The organism is Virgibacillus proomii (assembly GCF_900162615.1).
Taxonomy (GTDB): domain Bacteria; phylum Bacillota; class Bacilli; order Bacillales; family Amphibacillaceae; genus Virgibacillus; species Virgibacillus proomii.
This window is the reverse complement of record NZ_FUFN01000009.1, coordinates 620447-636211: the sequence shown is the minus strand read 5'-3', so window position 1 is coordinate 636211 and position 15765 is coordinate 620447. Positions and strand designations below refer to the sequence as shown.

The window sequence follows — 15765 nt, the reverse complement described above, 5'->3', positions numbered from 1 at the left end:
GAAACTTGTGTAAAATTAAAGCAAGCATGTAGTTGTCTAACTTAAATCTAAATCTAAGGTGCTGTGGCAAGACCACTCCTTTAAAAGTTATAGAGAATACAAAAGTTTAAGTGAGATAACGGCGCCTAAATACCTGATTTGTTCGCATCCTTAAAAAATGTCCTACTTTTTTAAGGATGCCAGAGATTTTAGCCTTTTTTCTACTTTTATCTGTATGTGATGAAAGAAAGTCAACATTGAATGAAGTTTCGCTTTATAGCCATCGCCAGAGATATGGAAGCCTCACGAAGATGGATAAAACGAATGAGTGTAAAGGAGTCAATTTTCTACAGAGAATTAGGAATCACATTTGAGAGGAACAGGAAAAACCACCATGCGTACAATTTGGTCGTTTATAATTTATGTATTTCGTGAAACAAATGTTTAACCAAATACGTATATACTGATAATGAAAAAATGGGTTGAATTCAATAGAGGGGAAAAACGGTAGTTTCCTTACCTGTACGTTAAAAGCATATCTTTGAATTTTACTGTATACTAACAGACATATACATAAGAATGCTGAATACGAAGCCTATCAAGTTAGATATTTTAACTAAAAATATCCTACCAAAAAAATAATCTTCAAGAGTTGGTAGCAATAGATGCTATCCAAGAAAATACATTAAATTTCAGCAGCAGCTTTTCTGAATGGAACCTAAATGATATTAATTCCTATACAAACACTTTAAGTATATCTATAACATGATATGTATGTTCTTGTATAGGAAATGATATCTGTTTCAGCAGAGGTTGTGCTGTTAGCAAACTTCGATCTTCTTTCTGCGATAAGTCAACATCGACTCCTCGTAGAAGTTTTCCTTTATCTCGGATGTAAGGATCCGTATTCTCTCAATTCAAAAATGTGCTAATGATGTTATGAACATGATGAGAAAAACGCTCCTTGAATGAAGTTTCACTTTATCTCGCCTGAAAGCTCTCCGGTTTGTACGTTTCTACACGAGGGCTTCTAGCTTTCGTTCTTCATCTAGTTTTATTTACTCAATTAGAATTAGATATACTGCTCGTTTTTGTGAAGGGTTAAAAGATAAATCTAGATTACATCATGGTTATGTGACAATTATTTGTGGCTTATCCAGGCTCTATAAAAGAATCCATTGGTGAAAAACATTACAATAGTAGATAAGAGAGGAGCATTATTTAAGTGAAAAAAATTTATTTTGGCTTAGTCATTATCGTCATAGCTTTAATGCTTACTGCATGCAATGAGGAAGATGATAAAAAGGTAAAAAATGAAGAACGTGTTATTCCTGTTGAAACAGAGAAGATAAAAGAAGGAGATATTGTTATTGAAAAAAGCATCTATGGCAGGACAGAACCCAAAGGGGCCATGCCCGTAATGGTGCAAAACCCAGGTGAGGTTGATCAAGTAGAAGTTAAAACTGGGGATAAAGTCGAGAAGAATGATCCAATTGCAACCATTCAGTCTCCAGCTGGTAAGCAAACAATTCGTGCTCCTAAAGATGGAAAAATAACTCAGCTTAATGTTAGCGAAGGAGAATTGGCTTCCACCGAAGATCCGTTAGCGATTATTGCTGATTCTGACTCGTTAAAACTGACCTTTACCGTCACGGATGACGATCGTGATTTACTAGAGGTAGAGGATGAGTTTGATGTATCCATTGATAATAAAAATTATAAAGCTAAGATAACATCAGCTGATGCAATGCCAAACGATACTGGATTATATCCAATCAAGGCAACCGTAAAAAATAAAGAAAATAAATTACTACCTGGTATGATAGCAAAATTACAAGTTCCTGAAACAAGAATAAAAAAAGCGTTAATCGTTCCTACTCAAGCTGTTGAGGAAGAAGGAAATGAATCGTTTATCTATGTGGTAAAAGATAATAAAGCGGTCCGTACTGTTGTTTCCATAAAGGAATCTCAATCGGATCAGACAGCTATTGAGGGAGACTTCAAAGTTGGTGATACAGTTATCGTAAAAGGACAACTATCTCTAACGGACGGTAGTAAGGTTAAAGTTGTGAAAGGGGAATAAACTTGAAGCTAATTAAAACATCTGTAAAACGTCCAGTAGGCGTTATTATGATAGTCCTTGCAATACTCGCTCTCGGTGCAGTTTCATTGCGCAGCTTAACTGTTGATCTTTTCCCCAAAATAGATCTCCCAGTGGCTGTTGTGGCAACATCATATGAAGATGCGGCACCACAAGAAGTTGAGAATCTAATCAGTAGACCGATTGAGTCGGCAGTGAGCACTGTAGAAGGGATAGAAACAGTCCAATCTCAATCTCAATCAGGCTCCTCCTTAGTTATTATGATGTTTAGTAACGGAACAGATTTGGATCAGGCTTTACTTGATGTCCGAGAAAGTGTTGACCAAGTAAAGGGGATGTTGCCTAGTCAAGCAGGCGATCCGAATATTATGCGATTTAATCCTGACCAACTGCCGGTGATATGGGTTGGCTTGACTGGAGATGACACAGCTTCCCTAACGAATATAGCTGATGATCAATTGGTGCCATTTTTTGAACGGCAAGGTGGAGTGGGATCTGTCAGCGTCGAAGGTGGTAAAGAAAGAGAGATTCAGTTAGTTCTCAATGAAGCCAAATTACAGCAATATGGTGTTACAACGCAAACAATTATTCAATCATTAAATAGTAGCAATCAGTCAGCTTCGGTTGGGACAGTTGAAAAAGGTGATAAGGATCTTCAACTGCGTGTGACTGGTGAATTCAAGTCGATGAAAGATATTAAACAAACGCTTGTTCAAACGGAAGCAGGAGCTACTGTACAAGTAGAAGATTTAGCAGAAGTAAAAGATGCTTATAAAGACGAATTTGGATTGACGTTAGTAAATGGAAAACCTTCCGTAGTTCTATCTATACTTAAAAAAACCGACAGTAATACGGTTGAAGTAGCAACAAATATTAAAGAAAGTATGAAAGAGATAGAACAGGATTTGCCAAAAGATGTTCATTTAAATGTAATTATAGACACATCAGATTTTATTCAAATGTCCATTGATTCTGTGGTGCAAAACATTTTAATTGGTGGTATCATATCAATCTTTATTTTGTTGTTATTCCTAAAGAGTATTCGTGCAACCCTTGTAATAGGCTTGTCGATTCCTATTGCGATCATTACCACTTTCATTTTAATGTACTTCACAGGAGAGACATTAAATATTTTAACCTTGGGCGGGTTGGCATTGGGATTAGGAATGATGGTGGATAGCTCAATCGTTATTCTGGAGCATATTTATTCTTATCGCCAACAAGGATACAATTTAAAGGAAGCAGCGATTAAAGGAGCGAGTGAATTGGCTCCTGCTGTAATTGCTTCAACAACAACTACATTGGTAGTATTTCTACCGATTGTTTATGTAGAAGGAATAGCATCTGACATGTTTACACCACTTGCATTAACCGTATCTTTTTCATTAATTACTTCGTTGGTGGTAGCTATCACATTAGTCCCGATGCTTTCTTCCAAGCTCCTGCAAAAAGCAATAAAAGATAGTGGCAGACGTTATTGGTTTGATCGCTTCTTAGGTTGGTTAACGAATGGCTATAGAAATAGTTTAAAATGGGTGCTTGGTCATCGAAAAACAACTATTTTTGCAACCATTTTAGCGATTGTTGCCAGCTTGGCGCTTACACCATTTATCGGAGCGGAGTTTATTCCTTCTGCTGATCAAGGGCAATTAGAAGTACGTGTGGAAACTCCTCCAGGAAGTTCGTTACAACATACAGAGAAACTTGTTGAACAAGTAAACAAGGAATTAAAGGAATTTACGCCATTGATTGAAACAAATTATGTAAATGTTGGCAGTGGAACCTTCACTTCCGGAGGAGGAATTAGTAATAGTAATCAAGCAATTTACACGATTCAGCTCATTCCTTCTGGAGAACGCGAAAAAACAACCGTCGATATTGTTAAAGAGATGGACGATAAATTAAAAGAGATTGCCGGTGCAGAAATAACCGTTAATTCCATGGACTCAGGAATGAATATGGGTGATCCGATCCAGATACAATTAAACGGACCAGAACACGAATTGTTAAGGGAGCTTGCTGGTGAAGTTACTAAGGAAATTGATGATGTAAATGGGGTTTATAATCCGGAAACCTCTGCATCGGAAGGTGTTCCACAACTGAATATTGAGATTAATCAAGACCGCGCTGCCATGTATGGTTTAAATCATGAACAGATATTAGGACAAGTTCAAATTCAGTTTACTGGTCAAGTAGTTACACAATATCGAGAAGATGGTAAAGAAATGGATGTTACATTAATTTACCCTAAGGAACAGCGTAGCAAAATAGCCGACTTGCATGATATGAAAATACAAACTCCACAAGGTACAACTATTTCACTAGATGAAGTAGCAGAATTTAAGCAAATGAGTGGACCTGTTAGTCTACAACGAGAAAATCAACAGCCACAAATAAATGTGAGCAGTCAAGTTGTTGACCGTGATTTAGGAAGTATCACAGCGGATGTGGAATCCGTATTAGATAATATGAACTTTCCGGAAGGCTATAGCTATCAAATTGGGGGACAGGCGCAAGACATGACAGAATCATTTACAGACCTTGCAATTGCGCTAGTTTTCTCGATTTTCCTGGTCTATGCAGTAATGGCTGTTCAGTTTGAAAACTTCTTATTCCCGTTCATTATTATGTTTTCAATGCCAGCAACTGTTATTGGAGTAGTGCTTGGGTTATTTATCATGGATATTCCGTTAAGTATACCTGGCTTTATAGGAATAATTATGCTGGCGGGAATTGTCGTTAACAACTCGATTGTGTTAGTAGACTATATTAACCTTTTACGGCGAAAAGGAATGTCGCGTTATGAAGCAATATTAGAAGCTGGGAGAAGCAGACTCCGTCCAATTTTAATGACAACTTTAACCACTATTTTAGCTATGGTACCATTAGCTCTAGCATTAGGTGAAGGTGCAGAAATGCAACAGCCATTAGCAGTAACGATTATTTTTGGTCTGGGTATTTCCAGTATATTTACATTATTATTAATTCCAGTAATTTATACGTTGTTTGATGACTTAACTGCAAAGTTCACAAGAAGAAACAAAGGAAAAGAAAAAGCATAATTAAAAAAATCCCCTTAAGGAAAACAGATTTTTATTTTTTAATCTGTCTACTTAAGGGGAGCATATCACAAAATTCAGGCGAGGATTTTTTTAATAAAAGTGATATAGGTTAAGGTATTCGTTGCTAACGATAATACGTGAATAAAGTTAGTGTTGGCATATTATGGAGTAACTCGGTACGCAGGAGTGTGTTTTCCTGTACAAATCTCCAAGAAGTAATATATTTATAATGGGCTGAAATGTTTCAGCTATTTTTTACTTGTTAGTCCTTCATAAATCTTATCCATGTTATATTGCAAGTATTTAACATACGTATCTCCTTCTTCGCCAGGTTTACCAATTTCATCTGAGTAGAGTTCGCCATATATTTCAACCCCGGATTCTTTTGATACAGTCTCCATCGGCCGTGGATCTACGTTTGTTTCCACAAATAAGACGGGTGGATCATGTTTTTCAATAAACTTAAGCAATGAAGTGATTTGTTCTGGTGAACCATTTTCCTCTGTATCAATAGCCCAAATGAATCCTTCTTTCAATCCATAACGTTTTGTCATATACTGATAAGCTTGCTCACTTGTAATAAACACGCGATCTTCTTCAGGAATTTCATTGATTTTAGTTTTATATTGTTCATCAATTTCTCTTAATTGATCCAAATATTTTTCGGCATTTTCTTTATAATGCTTTTTGTTAGCAGGATCAATTTCGACTAAAGCATCACGTACATTTTCAGTCATTTGTATGCCAACAATAGGATCTAGAAACGCATGGGGATTAATTTCCTCCGCTTTTTTATCGCCAGAACCTGATGTTACATACATTGGTTCTACCCCTTTTGTCAGTTCAAAAGCATTATCCCAATCTTGACCAACCGATTCCATCATTTTTGCAAACCAGCCATTTTCGCCACCTTCTAAGTTCAGCCCGTTATAAAATAAAACATCAGCATCTGTCGCAGCTTTAATATCTTCTGGAAGTGGTTCATATTCATGCGGGTCGGTTCCTGTTGGTACAAGATTATGTACGTCAACACGATCTTTACCGATTTCTTTAACTATATCCTCTAGCAACGTAAAAGAGGTTACAGCGAGAATTTTATCCCCTTCCCCAGTTGCTTCTGTATTTGCTTTACTACTTTTGCTTGCACTATCTTTCGTTGTTTCATTATTTCCACTTCCACATCCGGCTAATACAATGAGTGTCATCGATACGACAGCCATTAATTTAATAATTTTTCTCATAAAAACAAATTCCTCTCCTTTAATGATAAATTATATTTTACTATTTTTAACATATAGAACATTTAGCCCGTATCTAATGTATTGAAAAACTCCCCCTTCCCGAGTTATAGAGAATAACACATAGTGATTGATTAAGGAATATAACACTGCATTAATGTTCCATAGCAGTACGTGATTTTCTTGATCGTAGTGACCGCCATAATACTCCTTGTTTTGGAGAAAAAATAAAGACTAGGATAAATAAAGCAGTTGCAGTTAAAACAATGACAGCACCAGATGATAAATTATGTTTAAAACTAATATATAACCCTATCACTGACGACAATGCTCCAAAGAAGGAAGAGAATAGGAGCATTACCCAAAAACGATTTGTTAATAAGTATGCAGTCGCCGCTGGAGTAATAAGCATTGCAACAACCAGTACAACTCCTACAGTTTGTAAAGACGCAACAGTTGCCATTGTGAGTAACACCATAATCCCATAATGAATTAATTTCGTTGGTAATCCATAAGCCGCCGCCATTGTTTCATCAAATGTACTTATTAATAATTCTTTGTAGAAGGCAGTGACAGCGAAAATGATAATTCCACTTGTAATCAATGTCATAATCATGTCCGAATTTCTGATTGATAGCACATTACCAAATAAAATTTGGGTTAAATCTGTAGCCGTTTGGGCCTTTGCTATAAGGATAATGCCTAAAGAAAAAAATGCTGTAAAAACAATTCCAATTGAAGAATCACTTTTGATTCGACTATTCTGACTGACAACTCCGATACCAATAGCTGTTAATATTCCAAATGCTACAGCACCGTAAAAATAATTGATTCCAAGCATGTATGAAATGGCTACACCAGGAAGTACAGCATGGGATATAGCATCTCCCATTAATGCCATTCCTCGTAAAATGATAAACGAACCAATAATACCGCAAATGATTCCTACTGCAATAGAAGTTATTAACGCCTTCTGCAGAAATTGATAATTCATAATATCGGTTATAAAATCCACTATACCTCGACCCCCATTTTATGAAGTAAATGAAAGTCCATTCTGTATGCTCTTGTCATTAATTCAGGTCGGATCACTTGCTGTACAGGTCCAGATTCAATCAATTCTTTATTCATTAAAATCAATTCATCAAAATACTCTTTCACTTTTGTTAAGTCGTGGTGTACAACAAATATGGTTTTCCCTTCATCTCTTAAAACTTGTAAAATATCAATAATCATTTTTTCACTAGCAACATCAATCCCTACAAAAGGTTCATCCAAAAAGAAAAAGCTTGCTTTTTGTGCTAGTGCCCGCGCGATAAATACTCGTTGTTGCTGTCCACCTGATAATTCTCCAATTTGAGTTTTACTGTAATTTTGCATTCCGACTTTTTCCAAGCAGTGATATGCCCACTCTTTATCAGATTTTCTTGGTTTCTGAAATAGTCGAAGCTTCGGATAAGTTCCTAATAGTACTGTATCTCGAACTAAAATTGGAAAATCCCAGTCAATGTTACTTCGTTGTGGAACATAAGCAATATTTTTTTGGCTCTCCTTGATTGATTTACCACAAATTTCAACTCTTCCACTATCACGTGGAACTAATCCTAATACAGCTTTCATCAAGGTGGATTTTCCAGCACCATTGGGACCGATAATTCCTATTAGATTACCAGTTTTAAAGGAGAAAGAAACACCACGAACTACTTCTTTTCCATAATAGGAAACACTTAGATTGCTAGCATTTACGAAACCATTCATTATTTCACACCCCCACAAATATTAAACTATCAATAAAAATTTTACTCATTTCTATTATTTTTACCTAATACAAAATTTATTAACAATAGTCTACTACATAATATTTTGTTTGTAAATAAGAAGGGATGATTTATCTTTCATGCTTTTTAGATACAAATCAAGGAGAGATAAAAGGCAAGGGGGAATCAATTGTCCATAAAATCTTTTACTAAATTAACTATGGAAATAAAAAGATAACAGCAAATCCAAGGCTGGTTTTAGATGATTGGTTCAAATACTTCACTGAAATAGCCTGAAGATCGAACATATTTATAAATCTGTAACAAAGCCGCAATTTAAATTACATAAAAAATAAAATCTAGTAGAGTGGAGTAAGTGTGAAATTAATCGAAACAGTTAAGTATGTAGATTAGAAAGGGAATTGTGAAGACAATACCAAACGATAAAATACCGAATTAATCTTTATCCCGAATGTAAGGAACCGTATTTTTCTCAATTCAAAAATGAGCTAATGATGTTACGAATATGAGAAAAACGGTTCCTAAATCCCCGATTGGTTTAACTAACATTTCTTGGGGAAAAGCATTCCAAGAAATGAAGTTTCACTTTATCCCGAATGTAAGGAACCGTATTTTTCTCAATTCAAAAATGAGCTAATGATGTTACGAATATGAGAAAAACGGTTCCTAAATCCCCGATTGGTTTAACTAACATTTCCTGGGGAAAAGCATTCCAAGAAATGAAGTTTCACTTTATCCCGAATGTAAGGAACCGTATTTTTCTCAATTCAAAAATGAGCTAATGATGTTACGAATATGAGAAAAATGGTTCCTAAATCCCCGATTGGTTTAACTTTTTTAGTAAGAGTTGGTGGGTTAGGAAATTCAGGTTTCATCCGTAAAAGCATATTGGAATTTAACGTGAACATGAGGTTATAAATCTTATGTGATTTTTTGTGTTGTTTGTAGTCATTAAACAGCAGATTGTTAATAAGTATGCCTGTTAAAAACCATATAAAAAATAAATGCCAAGGCTCTAGCAATACAAGCTTTGCCTTGGCATTATCTTTCATTTTCAAGGAGGTCATATGCGTTTCTTGGCATTGTGGATAATCTGTTTCGATAGTAGCTTCGTCTAGCTTAAGCACTCGTGCTGCTTACAAACTCCGATTTTCTTCCTGTGATAAGTCAACATCGACTCGAATCTAAAGGAAGTCTGACTAAAAGTGGGCTTTCCGTAAAGCGTCGGCATACCTCTGTTTTAGAGGCACCCTTTTCTTTTCGTGTCAGAAGATCTCCAGTTTTCGTCGCTTACCGGGTGCTTCTAGCTTTTGTTCCACTATAGGAAAGTATAAAACTTTAGGCTTTATCCCGCATGTAAGGTGCCGTAAGACTCCTGCTTCAAGATCCTTTAGTTGATACAAAGGTTCAAAGTGGGAGAAAACGGCACCTAAATGCCCGATTGGTTCAAGGACCTTTAGGTCATACCCTTGTGGTACTAACATTCCGTGTAAAAAGCATTCCACGGAATGAAGTTTCCCCTTATCATATAAGAAAAACGACAGCTTTCGTATACAGACTTGGCGACAAGCTTAAGTTTTTCTAATTTAAGTATCACGAATTTAATCATCATAAGTATGGAGTATATACAGGATTTGTCCTACACGTGAAGTAAAGCATGATTTTATAATAATACAATATGTTTTAATTGAGCAAAATAGGATAAATTATAACTGAAATTAATTTGGAGGTGAAGTTGTTGTCCATATCACAAATTTTGAAATGGATTACAGGAATTTTTGAAGGTTTACTTGGTTTTCCTATTCTTGGAGGAGTATATATTGTTTCGAATTTATATACACCATTATTTGTTATGCTTATCCTTCATATCATTACATTAATTTTAACGAAGAGAGACGAAGGAGCAAGTGCAGGCAGTATTTTAGGGATTATTACATCCTGTATAGGCTGGATTCCGATTGTAGGAATGATCATGCATATAATTACAGCAATTGTATTAATTATTACTGCATTTATGCCGGACAGAAGAAGTTGGATTTCTTAAGGCTATCCTTGTTGTCTAGGAAATCATGATGGATATCTTTTTTGAAAGTAGCTTCGTCTAGGTAAGCGCTCAATCTGTAGTAAACGTAGTTAACCGAGCATTTCTAGCTGTTTTTCTTTTCGATAAAAGGTATAGGTGGTTGTGCAATAGTAAAGTATGGATAATTGGTAGCTGCTTTTATGAAAATTGGAATGTTTAAGCAGCATTTATCCCGCATGTAAGGTCCGCAAGTCTACCACTTCAAGTGAGAGAAAACGGTTCCTAAATCCCCGATTGGTTCAAGGGCCTTTAGGCCATACCCTTGTGGTACTAACATTTTTGGGGGAAAAGCATTCCATGAAATGAAGTTTCACTTTATAGAATAAATCAAGCAACAGCGACTTTCTTAAGATGAATCAGCCTTTACATTAAACTTTTATTAAAATAAAGCCAAGGCTTGTCACAATTGATAGCCTCGGCTTTTTAGATGGCAGTAGGATTTTTCTCTGAACATCAATTATAAATGGAGAAGGTGAAAGAAACTTTCACTACTTTATCTTAGTCTAAAATTGGCCACCAGTGGAAGCCGTCTTTTTCTAACAGACGATTTGCTGCTTCAGGTCCCATGGAGCCAGCTGGATAGTTAGGGAAGTTCGGTTCTTTTTTCGACCAAGCATCCAATACAGCATCGACAAATTTCCAAGAGTAAGCCACTTCATCCCAATGTGTGAAATTCGTTGTATCGCCAATAATACAATCATAAATCAATTTCTCATACGCCTCTGGTGTATTGATACCATCTATGCTACTGTGCGTATATGATAATTGTATAGGTTGAGCAATTGATCCTACACCTGCTTTTTTAGCATTCAAATGAAGTGTGATTCCTTCATTTGGCTGAATATTAATGACCAGTAAATTTGGATGTTTTTCTGCTCTATGCTTATAATAAAGATTCATTGGTATATCTTTAAATTCAACAACAATTTTAATTGATTTTTCTTTCATTTTTTTACCAGTTCGAATATAAAAAGGTACTCCAGCCCAGCGGTAATTATCTATCATAACTTTTCCGGCAACATACGTTTCAGTAGTCGAATTCTCTAATTCCGGGGCTTCTTCCCGATAGCCTTTTCCTAAGCTGCCAGGACCATATTGACCACGGACAAAATAATCATCTACTTGTTCATGCTCAACATTTCGCATAGCACGAAGCACTTTTACCTTTTCGGAACGAATTTCATCCGGGGTAAGTTTAATGGGTGGTTCCATTGCTAAAAGAGCGACCATTTGCAGCATATGATTTTGTACCATATCTCTCGTGGCGCCAGACCGATCATAGTAACGAGCTCGATCCTCCACACCTAACTTTTCACTGGAGGTTACTTGAATATTAGAGATAAATCGGTTGTTCCACAAATGTTCAAATATTCCGTTTGCAAATCGAATTACCTCAATATTTTGTACCATTTCCTTGCCAAGATAATGGTCAATTCGATATATTTGATCTTCATCGAATGCTAAACGAATTTGACTATTTAATTCTTTAGCTGATTCAAAATCATGTCCAAAAGGCTTTTCAATGACTAATCTTGTCCAACCGGCACCATCCTTCAACCCATTCTGTTCAATTTCTTTAGCGATGGATCCAAAGTATTCTGGCGCCATTGCTAAGTAGAAAATACGATTGCCATCTGTCTCATAGTGCCCTTCCAACTCATGTAGTAAAGTGTTTAAATGATTGTAGGAGGAAGTATCAGTTACATCAAATGGCTGATAATAAAAATGGGATGCGAAAGCTTGCAAATCATTTTCTTTCTCTTGATCAGCTACTTGAACAGACTCACAAACTTTTTCTCGAAATATATCATTCGTCCATGGACGGCGAGCAAGACCAATTACAGCAAAATCCTTACCAATTTTTCCACTTTGATAAAGACGATAAATGGAAGGGAATAATTTTCTTTTAGATAGATCCCCTGTGGCTCCAAATATGACAATAACAACGTTTGGCTTATCTATAGTTTTCAATAAAACCCTCTCCATCTGTAGTGTATTAACAAAACTATCATATAAGGTTAAAAACGGAAAAGCAACTATTCGGGACGCAACCAATTCCATGTTTTCTTCAGCAACTGATTAGCCACTTCGGAAAACATTAATCCGATAGCGATCCCGCCAGCTAGCAACATAACCTTTGCTGAGAGCTGAACAGCGTTGTAGTAATCATTTTCCACAAATTTACGCATCGCATCATAAGCCATGCCCCCTGGTACTAGTGGAATAATACCTGATACATTAAAGATAATAATCGGTGTTTTATATAATTTTGCGCAAAGCTGACTCAGAACAGCTACTAGCATGGAACCGAAAATCGTAGCAGGAACGACATCCATTCCTTGGTCGGCTAAAATATAATAGACAATCCAACCAAACATACCTACCATTCCACATTGAACTAGCGTATTTTTTGGAGCATTAAAGATAATGCCAAATCCAAGAGCAGCAATAAAGCTTGTAATAAGTTGAGCAAGTACCATTAAGATCAACTCCTATATTTTAGTACATACTCTAAAAAGTCAAGGACAAATTACAGCATTGATGATAATTTAGTTCTATTTAGAAATAACTGTATGGAGCATATGTGTGTAATCTAGAAATGTAACTTTCCATTTAGATAAAGGCGAAAACTACAGCAACGCCAGCTCCAATTGCAAAAGCTGTTAAACATGCTTCCACACCTTTGGATACGCCAGATACAAGGTGACCTGCCATTAAGTCACGAACAGCATTTGTAATATGCAGCCCAGGAACGAGCGGCATCACTGCACCAATAATAATTTTATCCATTTGTACACCTATTTTATACTGAATTGCTAGTACAGCCATAACAGCAATAATAAATGAGGCAATAAATTCAGCAATAAAACGAATTTCTAATAACTTTTCAAACCAGATCATCGCTGCATAACCAGCTGCACCAGCAATAGCAGATGGTACGAAATCACTCCACATGCCACCAAACATTATGGTAAAGCTACCACTTGCTAAAGCAGCAGCAACAAGCTGTAACCAGAAAGGAAATGTTTCACTTGAATGCTGTATCCCTTTTAATAGTAATAGCGCTTCTTTAACATCAAGTGCTTGAGCAGTTATTTGTCGCGAAATGTGATTGACATCTGCAATTTTTTGTAAATCATTAGAGCGATTGGAAATTCTCCGAAAATAAGAAGCCTCTCCTTCAGTAGAAAACTGAATTCCGGTAGGTGTAGCATAACTTTCCGCATTTTCGAGGCCAAAAGCTGTAGCAATCCGGTTCATCGTATCCTCAACTCGATATGTTTCAGCTCCATTCTCCAGCATGATTTTTCCCGCCAGTAAACAGACCTTTGCAATTGTTCGTGAACTATTATCGCTCATCTGCTTCCCTCCGTTCGCCGTTAAAATAAGTGAGTTTGTTAACTGTTCAAGCTTTTCACCCAGTTAGGCATCTTTAAGGAGCAGAGTAAATNTTCTCCAGAATTTTTTTCCCCGCCAGTAAACAGACCTTTGCAATTGTTCGTGAACTATTATCGCTCATCTGCTTCCCTCCGTTCGCCGTTAAAATAAGTGAGTTTGTTAACTGTTCAAGCTTTTCACCCAGTTAGGCATCTTTAAGGAGCAGAGTAAATCTAATTCCTCTTTTCGCTTATCTGTGTAGGAACTTATTTTACGCAAACCATCATCTACAAAGCCGGGATGAGTCATCACTTCTACGCTATTTGCAGAAAGATGTTTGAGCTTTGAAAAAAGATCTTCATTTACACCGTCCCCATAAAAATCTAACCAAATGTCCTCCGTTAATAAAATATCTGGCTCCGATCGCAATGATTTTGTAAAGCGAACGGGTACATTGTATTTTTTGGCTAGTTGAATCATTACGGGCTTTAATGGCTCCCAACCGTGAACATGATGGTGACTGTCAATATGGTGAAGTGGTAAACCTACTGATAAAAAAGCTTCTAATTGGGTCTGCCACTCTATTTTTATTGCTTCTATATCTGTAGCTAGAAGCTGGGAGTCTGGGTTAAATTTAAAAAAGCCATCTCGGTCTGTTAACTCTGTTACATGTTTGTTCATCGGTTTTCCCCATGTTAACACAAGATGGATTCCAACCTTGAGACTAGGGTGCTTTTTCGCTTGGGTTACAGCGTAATCAGTAGCATTTCCATTCATCATTAATGTTGTGGACTGTACAATACCATCTGTATGAGCTTTTATAATACCATCTGTGACCCCTTTTGTTAATCCAAAATCATCTGCATTAATTAAAATTTTCAATTTTATACCTCCCTAATTTTCTCTGATTTAAAAAACCTTAAAAAGCATGGGCGAAAAAGACACGTCGAATGATTTTTTGCTGTGCTTATTAGTGGAGGAAGAAAAGCCCATCCATGAATAAAAATTTTACGCTATAAAGGATAATTTCGTTCAATTACAAAGTTTGTTTTGTCTCCTCTAAAATAGGCACGGGAATATTCTATTTTTTCTTTTTTATCATTTTCAGCAATTGTTTCAATATGAAAACAAGGGGCGTTTAATTCGCAATGAAGATGTTTAGAACAGCGTTCATCGGCAAGTGTTATTTCAATATGCTCGATGGTTTTTGCAATATGCACATTAAAATCATCTTTTAATGCTGCATAGAGCGATGTTTTGGCTTGTTTTTCCGTTATCCCGGGTGCAATGTTCCAAGGAATATAAGAAATTTCATACTGAGTTGCATTTCCATTAGCCTTTCGCACTCTGTCAATTCGTTGGATCGGATCATTTAACGTGACATCCAGCTGATTCACTAAATAATCGTCTGCAGGGATAACAGTAATAGCAATTACCGTTATTTCAGCTTCTTTACCTTGTATAGCAACTTGATCACTATAGCGTTTGACTGTTTGGGTTAATGTTTGTTTTACTTTTTGATCCGCTACAAATGTGCCTTTTCCTTGTTTACGCACCAAGTAACCTTCAAGTGTTAGCTGGTTTAAAGCAGTTCTAACCGTTGTTCTGCTTACGCCAAAATCCTTGCATAATTCAAGCTCTGGAGGGATCTTATCGCCAGGAAGATATTTATTAGCTTTAATTCGATTTAATAATTCTTCTTTAATATATGCATGTAAAGATTTGTTTTTTTCCATTTTTGTTTCCTTTCGTAGTTATTTTAAATTATTAGTTACTTTACTTCATTTTTATCCGAATGTAGATCCGTAAGACTCCGACTCATGGAGAAGTCTAAGTGGAAGATAACGGCACCTCAATTAGCGGTTCACTCCGGTCGAAAAGACAATGAAAGCTACGTTAGCGATATATCGCGGTTTTTCAAGGATGTCGATAACAAAGGTGTTGCAACAAGACAATGAAAGCTACGTAGCAACGCATCGCACGCAAAAAAAGTGTACTTCTTTTTAAGGACAGAGTATGCTTCGACAACAATACACCGCACGGAGAAAAAGTGTTTTTTTCCAAGGATATTGCAACTTTAGTGGTTGTTCTACTTCGATCGGTAGGGGATGGAGGAAAACTCTCACTGATAGAAGTTTTACTTTAT

General features: G+C 36.4%; 11 protein-coding genes. 3 read left to right on the top strand and 8 right to left on the bottom strand.

The annotated features are described in order from the left end of the window. The first annotated feature begins 1204 nt into the window (after positions 1-1204). Together BN1066_RS05670 and BN1066_RS05665 are read left to right on the top strand one after the other, a co-directional pair. Positions 1205-2062 (top strand): efflux RND transporter periplasmic adaptor subunit, encoded by an 858-nt coding sequence (locus BN1066_RS05670; protein WP_077318484.1) that lies wholly within the window; start codon positions 1205-1207, stop codon positions 2060-2062. 2 nt (positions 2063-2064) lie between these two features. Beyond that, on the top strand, positions 2065-5142 hold the full coding sequence (locus BN1066_RS05665) for an efflux RND transporter permease subunit (RefSeq protein WP_077318483.1): 3078 nt from the start codon (positions 2065-2067) through the stop codon (positions 5140-5142). 248 nt (positions 5143-5390) lie between these two features. Here BN1066_RS05665 and BN1066_RS05660 read toward each other — a convergent pair whose 3' ends face one another. From BN1066_RS05660 to BN1066_RS05650, 3 genes are all read right to left on the bottom strand, one after another. Further along, positions 5391-6383: a metal ABC transporter solute-binding protein, Zn/Mn family gene (locus tag BN1066_RS05660; RefSeq protein ID WP_077318482.1), complete on the bottom strand. Its 993-nt coding sequence runs from the start codon at positions 6381-6383 to the stop codon at positions 5391-5393. 151 nt (positions 6384-6534) lie between these two features. After that, positions 6535-7374, bottom strand: coding sequence for a metal ABC transporter permease (locus BN1066_RS05655; RefSeq protein ID WP_179104326.1), 840 nt, complete (start codon positions 7372-7374; stop codon positions 6535-6537). A 20-nt stretch (positions 7375-7394) separates the two neighbouring features. After that, complete coding sequence (locus BN1066_RS05650; RefSeq protein ID WP_077318480.1) at positions 7395-8138, bottom strand: metal ABC transporter ATP-binding protein; 744 nt, start codon at positions 8136-8138, stop codon at positions 7395-7397. A 1758-nt stretch (positions 8139-9896) separates the two neighbouring features. On the opposite strand from BN1066_RS05650, the gene BN1066_RS05635 reads away from it, so the two are divergent. Beyond that, entirely contained in the window at positions 9897-10202 is a 306-nt protein-coding gene (locus BN1066_RS05635; RefSeq protein WP_077318477.1) for a hypothetical protein, read from the top strand. A 537-nt stretch (positions 10203-10739) separates the two neighbouring features. On the opposite strand, the gene zwf is transcribed toward BN1066_RS05635, so the two are convergent. The 5 genes from zwf to BN1066_RS05610 form a co-directional block, all read right to left on the bottom strand. Beyond that, positions 10740-12212 (bottom strand): glucose-6-phosphate dehydrogenase, encoded by a 1473-nt coding sequence (gene zwf, locus BN1066_RS05630; protein ID WP_077318476.1) that lies wholly within the window; start codon positions 12210-12212, stop codon positions 10740-10742. A 65-nt stretch (positions 12213-12277) separates the two neighbouring features. After that, positions 12278-12721 (bottom strand): threonine/serine exporter family protein, encoded by a 444-nt coding sequence (locus BN1066_RS05625; RefSeq protein ID WP_077318475.1) that lies wholly within the window; start codon positions 12719-12721, stop codon positions 12278-12280. Between the two features lie 133 nt (positions 12722-12854). Next, on the bottom strand, positions 12855-13601 hold the full coding sequence (locus BN1066_RS05620; RefSeq protein ID WP_077318474.1) for a threonine/serine exporter family protein: 747 nt from the start codon (positions 13599-13601) through the stop codon (positions 12855-12857). 198 nt (positions 13602-13799) lie between these two features. Continuing rightward, entirely contained in the window at positions 13800-14501 is a 702-nt protein-coding gene (chbG, locus tag BN1066_RS05615) for a chitin disaccharide deacetylase (RefSeq protein WP_077318473.1), read from the bottom strand. 131 nt (positions 14502-14632) lie between these two features. Next, the gene (locus tag BN1066_RS05610; protein WP_077318472.1) at positions 14633-15355 is read right to left on the bottom strand and encodes a GntR family transcriptional regulator; all 723 of its coding nucleotides are present in this window, start codon (positions 15353-15355) and stop codon (positions 14633-14635) included. Between the last annotated feature and the right edge of the window lie 410 nt (positions 15356-15765).